This window comes from Streptomyces griseofuscus, assembly GCF_014673495.1.
In the GTDB taxonomy this organism is placed as follows: Bacteria; Actinomycetota; Actinomycetes; order Streptomycetales; family Streptomycetaceae; genus Streptomyces; species Streptomyces murinus.
This window is the reverse complement of sequence record NZ_CP051006.1, coordinates 8,002,934-8,018,393: the sequence shown is the minus strand read 5'-3', so window position 1 is coordinate 8,018,393 and position 15,460 is coordinate 8,002,934. Positions and strand designations below refer to the sequence as shown.

13 protein-coding genes are annotated in these 15,460 nt (G+C 71.2%); 7 read left to right on the top strand and 6 right to left on the bottom strand.

Annotated elements, in window-relative coordinates:
* Window positions 1-21: 21 nt before the first annotated feature.
* From HEP81_RS36335 to HEP81_RS36320, 4 genes are all read right to left on the bottom strand, one after another.
* Window positions 22-1,473 carry a WGR domain-containing protein gene (locus HEP81_RS36335; RefSeq protein WP_037653955.1) on the bottom strand — a complete coding sequence of 484 codons (1,452 nt, stop codon included), beginning with the start codon at window positions 1,471-1,473 and terminating at the stop codon, window positions 22-24.
* 108 nt (window positions 1,474-1,581) lie between these two features.
* Window positions 1,582-2,556, bottom strand: a complete 975-nt coding sequence (locus tag HEP81_RS36330) for a threo-3-hydroxy-L-aspartate ammonia-lyase (RefSeq protein WP_037653954.1) — start codon at window positions 2,554-2,556, stop codon at window positions 1,582-1,584.
* A gap of 53 nt (window positions 2,557-2,609) precedes the next feature.
* Window positions 2,610-3,257 (bottom strand): helix-turn-helix transcriptional regulator, encoded by a 648-nt coding sequence (locus HEP81_RS36325; RefSeq protein WP_037653953.1) that lies wholly within the window; start codon window positions 3,255-3,257, stop codon window positions 2,610-2,612.
* Between the two features lie 116 nt (window positions 3,258-3,373).
* Window positions 3,374-5,257: an ATP-binding cassette domain-containing protein gene (locus tag HEP81_RS36320; protein WP_037653952.1), complete on the bottom strand. Its 1,884-nt coding sequence runs from the start codon at window positions 5,255-5,257 to the stop codon at window positions 3,374-3,376.
* Window positions 5,258-5,911: 654 nt separating this feature from the next.
* On the opposite strand from HEP81_RS36320, the gene HEP81_RS36315 reads away from it, so the two are divergent.
* Window positions 5,912-7,390 (top strand): glutamate-cysteine ligase family protein, encoded by a 1,479-nt coding sequence (locus HEP81_RS36315; protein WP_037653950.1) that lies wholly within the window; start codon window positions 5,912-5,914, stop codon window positions 7,388-7,390.
* 28 nt (window positions 7,391-7,418) lie between these two features.
* Here the strand turns inward: HEP81_RS36315 and HEP81_RS36310 are convergent, their stop codons facing one another.
* On the bottom strand, window positions 7,419-8,183 hold the full coding sequence (locus tag HEP81_RS36310) for a cache domain-containing protein (RefSeq protein WP_037653949.1): 765 nt from the start codon (window positions 8,181-8,183) through the stop codon (window positions 7,419-7,421).
* A 37-nt stretch (window positions 8,184-8,220) separates the two neighbouring features.
* Complete coding sequence (locus HEP81_RS36305) at window positions 8,221-8,967, bottom strand: FadR/GntR family transcriptional regulator (RefSeq protein ID WP_172637044.1); 747 nt, start codon at window positions 8,965-8,967, stop codon at window positions 8,221-8,223.
* Window positions 8,968-9,071: 104 nt separating this feature from the next.
* Here HEP81_RS36305 and HEP81_RS36300 point away from each other — a divergent pair, with 104 nt between their 5' ends.
* From HEP81_RS36300 to HEP81_RS36275, 6 genes are all read left to right on the top strand, one after another.
* A complete protein-coding gene (locus tag HEP81_RS36300; protein ID WP_037653948.1) occupies window positions 9,072-10,103 on the top strand; it encodes an ABC transporter ATP-binding protein in 1,032 nt (343 codons plus the stop codon).
* 23 nt (window positions 10,104-10,126) lie between these two features.
* The gene (locus HEP81_RS36295) at window positions 10,127-11,320 is read left to right on the top strand and encodes an ABC transporter substrate-binding protein (protein WP_037653946.1); all 1,194 of its coding nucleotides are present in this window, start codon (window positions 10,127-10,129) and stop codon (window positions 11,318-11,320) included.
* Between the two features lie 3 nt (window positions 11,321-11,323).
* Window positions 11,324-12,217, top strand: a complete 894-nt coding sequence (locus tag HEP81_RS36290; protein ID WP_037653945.1) for an ABC transporter permease — start codon at window positions 11,324-11,326, stop codon at window positions 12,215-12,217.
* A gap of 37 nt (window positions 12,218-12,254) precedes the next feature.
* Window positions 12,255-13,070 (top strand): ABC transporter permease, encoded by an 816-nt coding sequence (locus HEP81_RS36285; RefSeq protein ID WP_037654072.1) that lies wholly within the window; start codon window positions 12,255-12,257, stop codon window positions 13,068-13,070.
* 72 nt (window positions 13,071-13,142) lie between these two features.
* Complete coding sequence (locus tag HEP81_RS36280; protein WP_037653943.1) at window positions 13,143-13,424, top strand: hypothetical protein; 282 nt, start codon at window positions 13,143-13,145, stop codon at window positions 13,422-13,424.
* 187 nt (window positions 13,425-13,611) lie between these two features.
* Complete coding sequence (locus HEP81_RS36275; protein ID WP_051850060.1) at window positions 13,612-15,366, top strand: carbohydrate binding domain-containing protein; 1,755 nt, start codon at window positions 13,612-13,614, stop codon at window positions 15,364-15,366.
* Window positions 15,367-15,460: the final 94 nt, after the last annotated feature.

Here is a 15,460-nt window from a genome sequence, read left to right as displayed (position 1 = left end):
GCCGAGCCCCCGCGCGGGGCCTCACACCAGCCGCCGGATGTCCCCCCGCACCCGGTAGAAACCTCCCGCCGCCGGGTGCAGGGCGTCCACGACGTAGCGGGCGCCCGGGACGCGTATCGCGCGGGGGAACTGGACGTTCCAGGAGGTGTCGTAGCCGCCGGAGATGACGTGCACCCGGAGGCGGCCGGATTCCTGGACGCACTCGACGACGACCGAGCCGGTCGGGGCCTGGGCCACGGTGGCGACGGCCTCGACGGCGGTGGCCGGGGCGTACGCCGGGAGCGCGGCGGCGAGTTTGACGTCGCGGACGACCGGTACCGAGCCCTGCTGGGCCGCGCCGATGGCGGCCTCGCTCGCGTCCACGCACACCAGGGAGCCGTCCGTGGTCACCAGGTACAGCCGCTCGTCGCGGTACTGCATCGACAGCGCCGAGCCGCCGCCCGTGCCGAGCTTCCACAGCCGGGTGCCGTCGCGGTCGAAGCAGTAGACGGACGAGGCCGCGTCCCCGGCGAACACGAACCGGCCGCCCGGCGAGGTGGCGCAGGAGTACACCGCGCTGTCGCAGGCGTACGTCGCCTCGATCGCGCCGGTCGCCTTCGACAGCCGCTGCACCACCCGGTGTCCGGTGCCCGCGTACACCGCGTCGTCCTCCTGCCAGCCGAACAGCACCCCGCCCCGGGTACGGGTGTGCCACAACTCGCCGCCGCCGTCGGGACGGTAGGCGGTGACGCCCTGGTGGTGGCCGTGGTAGACGGCGCGGTCGTCGGCACGCACCATCCAGGCGTGCTCGCCCTGGCTGCGGCGGGCCCACTGGTGCTCGTCCTCGTGGTCGATGACGGTGAGCCCGCCCGCGCGGTCGGAGACGTTGAGCACGCCCTCGTGGATGTCCAGCCAGAAGATGTCGACATCGGCGTTGATGTCGTACGCGGCGAAGGGCAGTTTGGAGGACAGGTCGTACACCTTGCCGTCGTCGCAGCCCGCGTAGATCCAGAAGTCGTCGGCGACCAGGCACTTCACGCCGTCCGGCAGCCCGAAGCGGGCCAGTACGGCGCCCTCGTGGTCCAGGGTGTAGACATCGCCCGCCTGGTTGCCGACCCAGCAGTGGTCGTCGTCCACATGGATGCCGAACGCCGCCGAGCCGGTACGGAACCGCCACAGCACCGGTGCCACGGCGCGGGCGGTGGAGGGGGCCGAGCTGACCTGGCGCCGGGTCACCGGCCGCGGGGCGCGGCCGCCCTGCACCGCCGGGGCGTACCCCTTGCGGACCTTCTCGCCCACCTTCTTCGCCGCCGCGGCCCGCGCCTTCTCCACGGTCGGGAACGTGCTGGTCTGGGTCTGGCCACCGGCGCCGATCCGGCCGTACCGCACCGTCACCACCGGTCCGTCGACGCTCACCTCGTAGAACTTGTGCGCGCCCCCGCCCTCCTGCGACAGCTCCAGATACGTCGTCTCCGCACCGGACACCGCAGACATGGCACACCCCTCCCCACAGCGGACCTCCGGCCGTCCCGCAGGTCCTCACTGATCACACCGTAGGAGGGGGCACTGACAATCGACCGGGCGGCGAGGGGCCCGTACCGGTCAGCCGCCGAGCAGTTCCGCGAACCGGCGGGTGTCGATGTTGCCGCCCGAGGCGATGACGCCGACCCGGAGCGGGAGGTCTTCGACGCGCCGGGCGAGGAGGGCGGCCAGGCCGGTGGCGCCGCTGGGTTCGAAGACGGCCTTCAGCCGGTCGAAGGCGAAGCGCATGGCGTCGAGGATCTCCGTGTCGCCGACCAGCGCGACGGAGTCGACCAGATGCCGGTTGACGGCGAAGGTCAACTCGCCCGGGACCGCGACCGCCTGGCCGTCGGCGATGGTGCGGGGCACGGGGACGGCCACCCGGGTACCGCTCTCCAGGGACCGCTTGGTGTCGTCGCTGCCCTCCGGCTCCACCCCGATGACCCGGATGTCCCGGTGCAGTCCCTTGGCCGCGACGGCGCTGCCCGCGATCAGTCCGCCGCCGCCGATCGGCACCAGCAGCGCGTCCAACGGGCCCACTTCTTCGAGGAGTTCGAGGGCGGCTGTGCCCTGGCCCGCGATGACGTCCGGGTGGTCGTACGGCGGGATCAGGGTCAGGCCCCGTTCCTTCGCGAGGGCCGTGCCGAGCGCGACGCGGTCCTCGGTGTAGCGGTCGTAGGTGACGATCTCGGCGCCGTACCCGGCGGTGGCCTCCATCTTGGAGCGCGGGGCGTCCTCGGGCATCAGGATGACGGCGCTGGTGCCCAGTTCGCGGGCGGCGAGGGCGGTGGCCTGGGCGTGGTTGCCGGAGGAGAACGCGGCGACGCCCTTGGCGCGTTCCTCGGGCGGCAGTCCGGCGATGGCGTTGTAGGCGCCGCGGATCTTGAAGGCGCCCATCCGCTGGAGGTTCTCGCACTTGATGAACACCCGCGCGCCGACCCGTTCGTCGAGGGTGCGCGAGGTGAGGACCGGGGTGCGGTGGGTGAAGCCCTCGATGCGCGCGGCGGCCGCGCGGATGTCGTCGAGGGTCACGGGCAGGTCGGCGGCGCCGGACATGGCGAAGTCCTCTTTCTGTACCGGGTGTTCGTATGCTGCCGCGGCCGGGCTCCTCACGGATCCGACGGCGGTTTCGCGTAGTTGTAGACGGTCGCCCGGGACACCCCGAGGAGGTCGGCGATGGTCCGCGCGGCGTCGCGGGGCTCGAAGTAGCCGTCCCGGTTGAGCTGTTGCACGAGCGCCTTCTTGTCCGTGCGGCTCAGCGACCGGGGCGGGGCACCGCGCTCGGCGGAGAACTCCTCCACCGCCCGGCGCAGTTCGCGTGCGTGGCGGTCGCGCAGTGTCTCCAGGGGCGTGTCGCCGTGTCCGCGGTCGGTGGCCACGAGATTCGCCAGGGTGAGCGCCACGGGCGACAGCACCGAGACATCGAGGTTGAGGCAGAGCGCGGCGATGTACCGCCCCTCGGCGTTCTTGATGCCGATGGAGGAGCTCTTGGCCGGCCGGCCGTCGGGGAAGCGGTTGGGGTAGTTCTGGACGACATCGGGGAAGGCGGGGTCGGCGATGCGGCTCAGCCCCAACTCGGTCGCGGAGTCGCCCACCTGACGGCCCGACAGGTTGTTCTCGATGGCCCGGATCGAGCGGTCCGGGTCCCGCAGGTCGTGCAGGACCACCTCGCACAGGCCCGGGAACATCCGCCCCAGGGCGACGGCGATCTTCTCGGCCTCCTGGACGAGATGCTCGTCCGCCGCCCCGCTGTCCATCCGCCGACCCCTCCCCCGAGGCTCTTTTGGCCTTAAAATCTATTTCTGGACAATGAGGCTAAGCGATCGGTCGGCCGCTGTCCAGGGAGTACCGGCGGGACCGGCCGGGCGGCACGTCAGCGGTCCTTGGCCAGGGCGACGAGTTCCGCGAACAGCCCCCCACCGGCCACGAGTTCGTCGTAGCGTCCCTGCTCCACGATGCGGCCCTGGCGCATCACGATGATCCGGTCGGCGAAGCGGGTGTTCTCCAGCTGGTGGGTGACCACGATGGTCATCCGCCGGGCGGCGATCCGCTTGATCTCCAGGAAGATGCGGTGCTCACCGCGCGGGTCCATCTGCGAGGTGGGTTCGTCCAGGATGAGCAGGGGCGTACGGCGGTACAGCGCGCGGGCGCAGGCCAGTCGCTGCCACTGGCCGCCGGACAGCTCGACGCCGCCGTAGATCTCCCGCGCGAGCAGCGTGTCGAGCCCGTGCGGCAGACCCTCGATCGCCTCGCGCATGCCGACGGCCGCCACCGCCTCCCACACCGGCTCGTCGTCGTGGCTGCGCGGCTGGCCGAGGGTGATGTTCTCCCGGGTGCGCAGCGGCCAGCAGGCGAAGTTCTGCGGCACGAGCGCGGTGCGCGACCAGACGGACTCGGGCCGGGCGCCCGCCAGATCGATGCCGTCCCACCGGACGCGGCCCTTGTCCGGCAGGAGGATGCCGGTGATCAGCCTGGTCAGCGTGGACTTGCCGGAGCCGTTCTCGCCGACGATCGCGAGGATCTCGCCACGGCGCAGGGTGAGGGAGACGCCGTCCACGGCGGGCTCCTCCTTGCCGTGGTAGCGGTGGGTCACCTCCTCCAGGCGGATCTCCTCGACCTCCTCCGCGATGGTCGACTCCCCGCGCCGCGGGGCGCGTTCGGCGGCCAGGTCGAGGAAGGCGCGCATGTCGGCGAGGTAGAGGGAGGTGTGGAACATCGCGGCGCCGTTCTGCACGAACTGGGTCAGCGCGCCGAGCGTGGTCTGCACGGCGACGACCGCGGTGGCGGCGACCGGCAGCGCCACCCGCCCGGTCATCGCGAGCCAGGCGAGCGCGGCCCAGGTGCCGAGCAGGAACAGACCGCCGAGCGCGGAGGTCGCGAGGACGATGCGGAGCATGCGGGGCGCGGCGTCGAGGATGCGCCGGTCGATCCGCTCGGACAGCGCGCGGTACCAGTAGACGAGGTAGCCGGTCATCCCGTTCGCGCGGACCTCGTCGCCGTGCCGGGAGTACGCGGCCCACCAGCGCATCATGCCGCGTACGTTGCGGTCGGCGAGGTTGAGGTAGTGGGTCTCGTAGTCGACGCGGGCCGAGAGCACCGCCCCGAGGCCGGCGGGCAGCACCGCCAGCAGCAGGAGCGGCAGCATCAGCCAGTGCAGTGCGGTGATCACCCCGCCGGCGGCGATCATGCGGACCAGGGCGGCCATGAACCGCTGGGCGTCCTTGACCATGGTGGTGGTGCGGGTGACGCCGACCTCCGCGGCCTCCTGCCGGTCGGCGAAGCCGTCCTCGCCGTAGGCCGCCGCCTCCACCCGGCAGACGGCGGAGACCAGCGCCACATCGGCCTCGGTGACCAGGCGCGGGGTGATCCGGCCGTCGGCGTAGGAGGCGAGGGCCGAGCTGATCCGGCCGGTGGCGGCGGCCGCGGTGACGACGGCGAGGGCGGGCAGCGCTCCGTGCAGGCGTTCGGACACCGGACCCAGGCCGAGGATGTGGGTCATGGCCCGCGAGGTGGCGGTCAGGACGAGGGCGGCGGCGACGCCGGTGACGAGCTGGCACCCGAGCAGCAGGACGACACCGGTGCGGTCCACCGCCCAGGCCATGCGCGCGGTCCGGCCGAGCACCGAGGGCAGCCGGCCGCACATGGCGCGGAAACTGGCCTCTTCCAGCGGGTTCTTGCCCGACTCCCCCTCGTAGCCGATCGTGGCCGGTGGTGGCGGTGGTGGGGGCGGGGGGCTTTCGGTCGAGGCGTCGGTCACCTGCGTCCCTCCTCGGTTCGGCACCGTACCCGGGTGGTCCGGTGGTGCCAGGCTCAACGAGAGGAGGTCGATTCGAACGCGCTCGATTCCGGACGAAGACGCGGCCCGTGATCCGGGGGTCTCGAACGCACGACCGCAGTCGCACAAGGGCCCTCGCGCCGACAGGCGTGGCCGAAACGCCGCGACGGAGAGGCAGGACGGGGCGGGGAACTACCCGAGCGCATTGGATTAAATGTTCCCCGCCCCGGGTCGACCCGCCGCCGATACATCGCCGATATCTCGGCGATAGGGCGAGGGCCGGTCTGGGGCGCTGCGGCACACAGGGGACGTGCCGCGGGCGTGCTGAGGCGTACCGCGCCGCACGGAGGCGGACCGCGGCGATCGAAGATCTCGTTCAGACCTTGCGTCGCCGCCCGCCCGAAGTCCAACGGAGACTGACCGACCGGGTGACGCCCCCGTCCCGGCCCCCGCCGTTCGTCGCCCTCGGCGGTCCCCGGTCCGGCCGTCGAGCGGTGCGCGGCGGCCTCGGCGCCGGGGTGACGCGGGGTATCGGCCTCGGCCGGGCCCAGCTCCCGCACGGCCGCATGGTGGCCCCCCACCGATGGTGCGACATTGGGATGAGACTGTCCGACGAGGGGTAATCCTGGAGGCGCGATGGGGCGTGACGTCCCGGCGCTCGTGTTCACCCGCGAGGACCGCCGCCGGTACCGGGTCAAGATGCAGGAGTGCCTGGACGCGTTCGCGAAGATGCTCCGGGAGGCGCGGTTCGACTCCGAGCGGCCGCAGGTCGGCCTGGAGATAGAGCTGAATCTGGTGGACGACGCCGCCGAGCCCGCCATGCGCAACAGCGCGGTGCTGGACGCGATCTCCGACCCGGCGTGGTCCACGGAGCTGGGCCGGTTCAACCTGGAGATCAATGTGCCGCCGAGGCAACTGACGGCGGGCGGTCCGGACGCCTGGGAGTCGGAGATCCGGGCCGCGCTCGACCACGCCGACGGGCGGGCCCGCACGGTCGGCGCCCGGCTGATCACCGTCGGGATCCTGCCCACGCTGCGGCAGGAGGACATCGGCGAGGAGACGCTCTCCGAGAACCCACGCTACCGGCTGCTCAACGACCAGGTCTTCGCGGCCCGGGGCGAGGATCTGCGGATCGAGGTGGACGGTGTGGACCGGCTGCGCACCTACGCGGACAGCATCACCCCGGAGGCCGCCTGCACCAGCACCCAGTTCCATCTCCAGGTCTCCCCCGAGGAGTTCGCCGACTACTGGAACGCCGCGCAGGCCATCGCCGGCGTCCAGGTGGCGCTCGCGGCGAACGCGCCCTTCCTGTTCGGCAAGGAGCTGTGGCACGAGACCCGGATCCCGCTGTTCGAACAGGCCACGGACACCCGCCCGCAGGAGATCAAGGTGCAGGGCGTACGGCCCCGGGTGTGGTTCGGGGAGCGCTGGATCACCAGCGTCTTCGATCTGTTCGAGGAGAACGTGCGCTACTTCCCCGCCCTGCTCCCGCTGTGCGACGACCAGGACCCGGCGGAGACCCTGGACCGCGGTGACGTGCCCGAACTCGGTGAACTCACCCTGCACAACGGCACGATCTACCGCTGGAACCGCCCCGTCTACGCCGTCTCCCGGGACCGGCCGCACATCCGCGTGGAGAACCGGGTGCTGCCCGCCGGTCCGACCGTCGCCGACACCCTCGCCAACGGTGCCTTCTACTACGGGCTGACCCGCGCGCTGGTCGAGGAGGACCGGCCGGTGTGGTCGCGGATGTCCTTCAAGGCCGCCGAGGAGAACCTGCACAGCGCGGCCCGGTACGGCATGGAGGCCCTGCTGTACTGGCCGGGCGCCGGTGAGGTGACCGCGCCCGAACTGGTACTGCGCAGGCTGCTGCCGCTCGCCCATCGCGGCCTGGAGCGCTCCGGGATGGACGCGGCCTGGCGGGAGCCGCTGCTCGGCATCATCGAGCAGCGCTGTGTGGCGGCCCGCAACGGCGCCGTGTGGCAGAAGGAGATGTTCCACCACCTCATCGACACCACCCACTGCTCCCGGCACGAGGCGCTGCGGCGCATGACCGAGCTGTACATCGACTACATGCATCTCAACGCCCCGGTGCACACCTGGCCGGTCGACTGAGGCAGGTCGATCCCAACTCTCGTGTGGATCAGGCCAGTACGAGGACCAGCGGGACCCCCCGGCACGGCACCAGCCGCAAGCTCCCGTGGGCGCCGATCCGGTCCTGCCCGAGCAGCAGCCCGCCGAAGTCCGGTCCCCTGGTAAGGGATCCGGCCAGATGCGCGGGGTCGGCGGAGGCGGCGACACGGCCGCGGGCGTTCACCAGGTGGGCGGGGCGCGCGAGGCGCCGTAGCAGCGGGAGGACGGCGGCCTCGAAGTGGCGCAGATACACATCGGCGGCGGCCACCCCGGCGAACTCGCCCCGGACATACACCGGTTCGGAGAGGGTGAGGCTGTACTCGTCGGAGCAGAGGTAGTCGACGTACGGTCCGGCCACCGCCCGGCGCCCGGTACGGCGGGGCAGTGCGAACCAGTCCCAGTGGGTGTAGTCGGAGTACGCCGACCGGCCGGGGTCGAGGTCGAGCAGCAGCGGCCGTACGACGCCCTCGGTGCCGCACTGCCACCACTCCAGCCAGGCGGGCACATCGGCGAGCAGCCCCGGGGCGGCGACGAAACCGGCGCCGGAGACCAACTCCTCTTCGGACAGGCGCTGATGGAGTGCGGGGCGCAGGGCGGCGAGGTCGGCGCTGACGGCCGGGCGCCCCTGCGCACTCACCCGGGCGAGCAGCGCCGTCGTATCGGCGCGGGTCGCGGCGACCTCGGCGAAGACGGCCTCCAGGGCGCCGCCCACCTGTGCGGCCACCCACCGTTCCGTCTCCGTGCCGGGGGCGGTGAGACCCGGGCTGACGCCCATCGTGTCCTCCAGCGGACGGGATCCGGACGCGGCGCGGTCAAAGGGCGAGGCGTACGGCGACGAGCCGGGCCACCGGTTCCCTGACGCACCGCTCGGCCAGCGTGCCGGCCGTTGCGTGGTCCCCATCCTGCACGGCGGAGATCAACCCGCGCTGCCGGTCCGCAACTTCTTCACGACAGGAGTCGTCGGCGAGCACAAGGCACAGCAGCGCGCCCACCTCGCCCTGGAGCGCGAGCTGTTCCCGGGTGAGCCGGGCGGACTGGGCGGCGGCCGCGAGTTCGACATGGAAGCGGCCGTACAGACGGCAGCACGCCGCAGCTCCCTCGGCTCGTATCAACTCATCGGCGGTGCGGCGCAGTTGGCTCAAGTCCTCGGGTTCGGTGCGCTGGACGGCGAGCCGGGCGGCGGCGCCGGACAGGGCGGCCCAGTGGTCGCCGAGGTCGCGCAGTTCCTCGGTGCTCCAGCCGCGCAGCCGGGTTCTGAGCCGTTCCTCGGCGGGGAGTTCGGGCAGGGAGACGAAGCTGCCACCGCCGCGCCCCCGGCGGGTGATCAGCAGGCCCCGCTGCCGCAGGGCCATGAGGGCCTCCCGCAAAGTGACGGTGGAGACGCCGAGTTGCCCGGCGAGTTCGCTCTCGCCCGGCAACTGCTCACCGTCGGCGAGAAGACCCAGCTCTATGGCGTCGCCGAGGCGGCGGACGACGGTGTCCACCCGGGCGCGGTTGTCCACCGGGCTGAACACGGCCCTGCGGGCGCCGCCGTCGATCTGATCCTGCCTCACGGGCATCACCTCGTGTGTTGACTCAAGCTTTACCCCAACGGGCTCTTGAGTTGAGAACTATGACTTCATATGTTTGCGGTCAACGTACCGCGCGCCAGAAAGGTTCCCCCATGCAGGGAATTGCGATCCGGCTGCACGACCTGCGCAAGTCGTTCGGAGAGACGGCCGCCGTGGCAGGGGTCGATCTGGAGATACGGGACGGCGAGTTCTTCTCGATGCTCGGCCCGTCCGGCTCCGGGAAGACCACGGTGCTGCGGCTCGTCGCCGGGTTCGAGACGCCCGACGCGGGCCGGATCGAGCTGGCCGGGCAGGAGGTCACCGGGCTCGCCCCGTTCGAGCGGGATGTGCACACCGTCTTCCAGGACTACGCGCTCTTCCCGCACATGACGGTCGAGCAGAACGTGGCGTACGCGCTGAAGATCCGCAAGGTGCCCAAGGCCGAGCGCCTCGCCCGGGCCCGCGAGGCGCTCGCGGAGGTGCGCCTTGAGGGCTACGGCGCCCGGCGGCCCGCCCAGTTGTCCGGCGGCCAGCGGCAGCGCGTCGCGCTCGCCCGCGCCCTGGTCGGCCGCCCCCGTGTGCTGCTCCTGGACGAGCCGCTCGGCGCCCTCGATCTGAAGCTGCGCGAGCAGATGCAGGGCGAACTCAAGGCGCTCCAGCGGGAGGTGGGGATCACCTTCGTGTTCGTCACCCATGACCAGGAGGAGGCCCTGACGATGAGCGACCGGATCGCCGTCTTCGACCGGGGCCGCATCGCCCAGGTCGGCACCCCCGCGGAGATCTACGAACGCCCGGCGACGCCCTTCGTCGCCTCCTTCGTCGGCACCTCCAACCTGCTCGACGCAGAGGTGGCCCGGCGACTCGTCGGCGCCCCGGGCACCTACAACATCCGTCCGGAGAAGATCCGCGTCCTGAAGGAGTCCGCGGAGGCGGACGAGCCCGACCACACCACCGCCACGGGCTTGGTCGCCGATGTCGTCTACCTCGGCGACACCACCCGCCTGCTCGTCGACCTCGACGGCGGCGGCCGGCTCACCGCGGTGCAGCAGAACCTGGAGACCTCCGCCGAGGATGTCGCCGCCTACCGCGGCGCCCGCGTGCGCCTCCGATGGCACCGCCGGCACGCCGTCCGTCTGCCCTCCTGACCCCCACCTCTTGGAGAAACGCCGTGCGTCTCACCCGAACTTTGCGTACCGCCGCCTGCGCGGGCGCCGTGCTGCTGCTCGCCGCCGCCTGCGACTCCTCCCACTCCACGTCCGCCACCGGCCTCAACCCGCCCGATCTGAAGGCCCCGACGAAACTCGGCAGGACCGAGGGGCAGGTCGATCTGATCGCCTGGGCCGGGTACGTCGAGGACGGCTCCGACGATCCCCGGGTCAACTGGGTCGGTCACTTCGAGAAGCAGACGGGCTGCCAGGTCCACTCCAGGGTCGCGGCCAGCTCGGACGAGATGGTCAAGCTGATGAAGACCGGCGAGTACGACGCCGTCTCCGCCTCCGGCGACGCCTCCCTGCGGCTGATCGCCTCCGGTGACGCGGCCCCCGTCAACACCGCCCTGGTGCCCAACTACAAGGACGTCTTCAGCGGGTTGAAGAACGGCGCCTGGAACTCGGTGAACGGCAGGATGTACGGCATCCCGCACGGCCGGGGCGCCAATCTGCTGATGTACAACACCCGGAAGGTACGGCCCGCGCCCACCTCCTGGTCCGCGGTCTTCGAGGGTGCCTCGAAGTACAAGGGCCATGTCACCGCGTACGACTCGCCGATCTACATCGCCGACGCGGCGCTCTATCTCAAATCCACCAGGCCGGAGTTGAGGATCAAGGACCCGTACGCGCTGGACCAGAAGCAGTTCGACGCGGCCGTGGCCCTGCTGAAGAAGCAGAACGCGGATGTCGGCGAGTACTGGGGCGACTACCTCAAGGAGGTCTCCGCCTTCAAGAGCGGTGACTCGGTCGTCGGGACCACCTGGCAGGTGATCGCCAATCTCGCGGCCTCCGAGGGCGCGGAGGTCAAGGCGCTGGTGCCGAAGGAGGGTTCCACCGGCTGGTCGGACACCTGGATGGTCTCCAGCAAGGCCAAGCATCTCAACTGCGCCTACAAATGGCTGAACTGGATCGTCTCCCCCAAGGTCAACGCCGAGGTCGCCGAGTACTTCGGCGAGGCCCCCGCCAACTCCAAGGCGTGCGCCGAGACGTCGGACAAGAACTTCTGCGCGGTCTACCACGCGGCCGACGAGAACTACTGGAAGCGGATCGCCTTCTGGAACACCCCCATCGAGCAGTGCCTGGACGGCCGCACGGACGTCCGTTGTGTCCCGTACGCCAAGTGGGTGCAGGCCTGGACCGAGATCAAGGGCTGAACCATGGCGAGCCAAGCGACCACCGCGGCAAGGACCTCGGGGGTGCGGCGGCTCGCCGGGGCCCTGCACCGCCGGCCCCGGCTGCGCCTCGCCCTGCTGCTCACCGCGCCGCTCCTGTGGCTGATCGTCCTGTATCTCGGCTCGCTGGCGGTGCTGTTCGCGTCCGCGTTCTGGACCACCGACTCCTTCACCTCCCAGGTGGTGAAGGTCTGGTCGACGGACAACTTCCACCAGCTGGTGACGACACCGGTGTTCCGCGAGGTGATCGTGCGCAGCGTGGGCGTCGCGCTCGCGGTGACCGTGCTGTGCGCGCTGATCGCCTTCCCGGTCGCCTTCTACACCGCCCGGGTGGCGCCGCCGCGCCGGCGTCCGCTGCTGGTGGTGGCCATCCTCACCCCGCTGTGGGCGAGTTACCTGGTCAAGGTGTACGCCTGGCGGCTCATCCTGTCCCGGGGCGGGCTCGCCGACTGGCTGCTCGCGCCGCTGGGGCTCGGCGGGCCCGGGTTCGGGCTGCCGGCCACGGTGCTCACGCTGACATATCTGTGGCTGCCGTACATGATCCTGCCGATCCATACCGCGCTCGAACAGCTCCCGGCGCAGCTGCTCGACGCGTCGGCGGACCTCGGGGCCCGCGCGGGGCGCACCTTCCGTTCGGTGGTGCTGCCGATGGTGCTGCCGTCGGTGGCGGCGGGCTCGGTGTTCACCTTCTCGCTGAGCCTCGGCGACTACATCACGGTGCAGATCGTCGGCGGCAAGACGCAGCTGATCGGCAATCTCGTGTACTCCAACATCGAGTTGAACCTGCCCATGGCCGCCGCCCTCGGCACCGTCCCCGTGCTCGTGATCGTCCTGTACCTGCTGGCGATCCGCCGCACCGGCGCCCTGAGCAGCCTGTGACCGGCCCCCGCACCGGGCCCCGGAGAGGATGAGCGACGTGCATCTCACCCGCAGTGCGCGCATCGCCCTGCGCATCGGCGCGGGGCTCGGATTCGCGGTGATCTACGTGCCGCTGCTGCTGGTCCTCGTCAACTCCCTGAACCCGGACCGCAGCGCGAGCTGGCCGCCGCCGGGGCTGACCGGGCGCTGGTGGTCGGCGGCCCTGCACAACTCGGGTGCCCGGCACGCGCTGTGGGTGTCGGTGAAGGCGGGGCTCGGGGCGACCGCGATCGCGCTGGTCCTCGGGACGCTGATCGCGTTCGCCGTGGCCCGGCACCGCTTCTTCGGCCGGGGCACGGTGTCGTTCGTGGTGGTATTGCCGATCGCGCTGCCCGGCATCGTCACGGGCATCGCCCTCAACTCGGCGTTCGGCACGGTGCTTCAGCCGCTCGGCGTGGGGCTCGGGCTGTTCACGGTGATCGTCGGGCATGCCACGTTCTGCGTCGTCGTGGTGTTCAACAACGTGGTGGCGCGGCTGCGGCGGACGACGGGGTCGTACGAGGAGGCGGCCATGGACCTCGGCGCGACCACCTTCCGCGCCTTCCTGGACGTCACCTTCCCGCTGGTGCGCTCGGCGCTGCTGGCCGGTGCGCTGCTGTCGTTCGCGCTGTCCTTCGACGAGATCGTGGTCACCACGTTCACCGCGGGGCCCGGCATCGAGACCCTGCCGATCTGGATCTTCGGCAATATGACACGGCCTCAGCAGGCGCCTGTGGTCAATGTGGTGGCCGCCGTCCTGGTGCTGCTGTCGGTGGTGCCGATCTATCTCGCGCAGCGGCTGTCGGCGGACACCGCGACCTCCAGCCGGGTGTGAGCGGGCGGCCGGACACGCGCGGGGACGGGCCGTTCCGGGTGTGGCGCCCGCCGTGATGGAACCCTGCGGCCCATGAGCAACCCTCCGAGCGTGAACAGCTATGTCGACCGGGTCACCGCGGGACCCGGCGGGGCGATGACGGACGAGGCGGGCGTCATCACCGGCGATCTCACCGTGGCCACGATCCTGCGGTCGGACGGCCGCAGTGCGCGGGTCGCCGTCCAGCACTTCGGCGGTGACACCTGGTACACCCTCACCGGCAGCCCGGCGCCCGTCCCCGAGGGGCGGCTCGCCGCCTATCACCGGGATCTGCTGGGCCGTATCCGCCGAGGTGGGGGCACCCGCGCTACCTGACGGACAGTCAGTTCTGGTGTGCGAACGAACAGTTGATTCTTTCATGAACACGCAAAAAGGCGGCTCCCGCACCTTGACCGGGGTTTGGTCCAGACCAATTATGGCCTAGACCAGTAGCCCCGGCCGGGCCCTACCGTGTGCGCCACCCCCGCTCGATCGACTGTCGTTCGCCAACCGGGAGTACCCGATGACACGTCCGAGATCCGTACGCGCCCTGCTCACCGGCGTGGCCACCCTGGCCGCGTCCGCGGGGCTGGCCCTGGGGATCGGGGGCACCGCGCACGCGGCGACCCCGCTGCCCGCGCATGTCTTCGCCCCCTATTTCGAGGCCTACAACGGCGACAGCCCCGCGGCGCTCGCCCAGTCCTCCGGCGCCAAGTACCTCACCATGGCCTTCATCCAGACCGAGAAGAAGGGCTCTTGCACGCCCTACTGGGACGGTGACACCAGCACCCCCATCACCTCCTCGGTCTACGGCTCCGATTTCGGCACCATCCGCTCGCGCGGCGGCGACGTCATCCCCTCGCTCGGCGGGTACGCCGCCGACAACGGCGGCACCGAGATCGCCGACAGCTGCACCAATGTCGACTCCATCGCCGCCGCGTACGAGAAGATCATCACCACGTACGACGTCTCCCGGCTCGACATGGACGTCGAGGACAACTCGCTGACCAACCAGGCCGGCATCGACCGCCGCAACCAGGCGATCAAGAAGGTCCAGGACTGGGCCGCCGCCAACGGGCGCTCGGTGCAGTTCTCGTACACCCTGCCCACCACCACGAGCGGGCTCGCCGACAGCGGGCTCGCGGTGCTGCGCAGCGCCAAGAGCGCGGGCGCCAAGGTGGACGTCGTCAACCTCATGACGTTCGACTACTACGACGGCGCCACCCACCACATGGCCACCGACACCCAGACGGCCGCGACCGGGCTGCACGACCAGCTCGCCTCGCTGTACCCGAACCTGTCGGACAGCCAGCTGTGGAACATGATCGGCGTCACCGAGATGCCCGGCATCGACGACTACGGCGCGGCCGAGACCTTCACCACCGCCGACGCCACATCGGTGTACAACTGGGCGGTCTCCAAGGGCCTGAACACCCTCTCCTTCTGGGCGCTCCAGCGCGACAACGGCGGCTGCCCCGGCACCGGCGGCTCCGACAGCTGCTCGGGCATCAGCCAGGACACCTGGTACTTCACGCACACCTTCGCGCCGTTCTCGGGCGGTACGACCACCCCGCCGGCCAACGACTTCTCGGTCTCCCTCTCCCCCGCCACCGCCGCCCTCGACCCGGGCGCCTCCACCACGGCGACCGTGAAGACGTCGGTGACCTCGGGCAGCGCCCAGTCCGTCAACCTCGCGGTCAGCGGCGCGCCGAGCGGGGTGACCGCGACGCTGAGCCCCACCTCGGTGACCGCGGGCGGCAGCTCCACCCTCACCGTGAAGACGGCCGCCTCCACGGCGCCGGGCACCTACCCGCTGACCGTCACCGGCACGGCGGGTTCGGCCACGCACAGCTCCACCTTCGACCTCACCGTGAACGGGTCCGGCGGCGGCACCCCGACGACGCTGACCAACGGTGACTTCGAGAGCGGTTCGCTGTCGCCCTGGACCTGCGACAGCGGGGCCTCCGTGGTCTCCTCCCCGGCGCACGGCGGCACCCACGCCCTACGGACCGCGCCGACCTCCTCGGCGACCGGCCAGTGCGCCCAGACCCTCACCCTCAAGCCGAACACGTCGTACTCGCTCAGCGGCTGGGTGCAGGGGTCGTACGCCTACCTCGGGGTCAGCGGTGGCGCGACGGCCAGCACCTGGACCTCGGCTTCCGCCTGGCAGAAGCTGACGGTGCCCTTCACCACCGGCTCCTCCGGCACCGTCACCGTGTACGTACACGGCTGGTACGGCCAGGGCACGGTCTACGCGGACGACCTCGCCGTCTCCTGATCCGTCCCCACGGCTGGGCCCATCCGGTGAGCGCACCGGGTGGGCCCGACCGTCGTTCCCGCCCCGTCACGCGGTGATCTTCCGCGACCCGAGG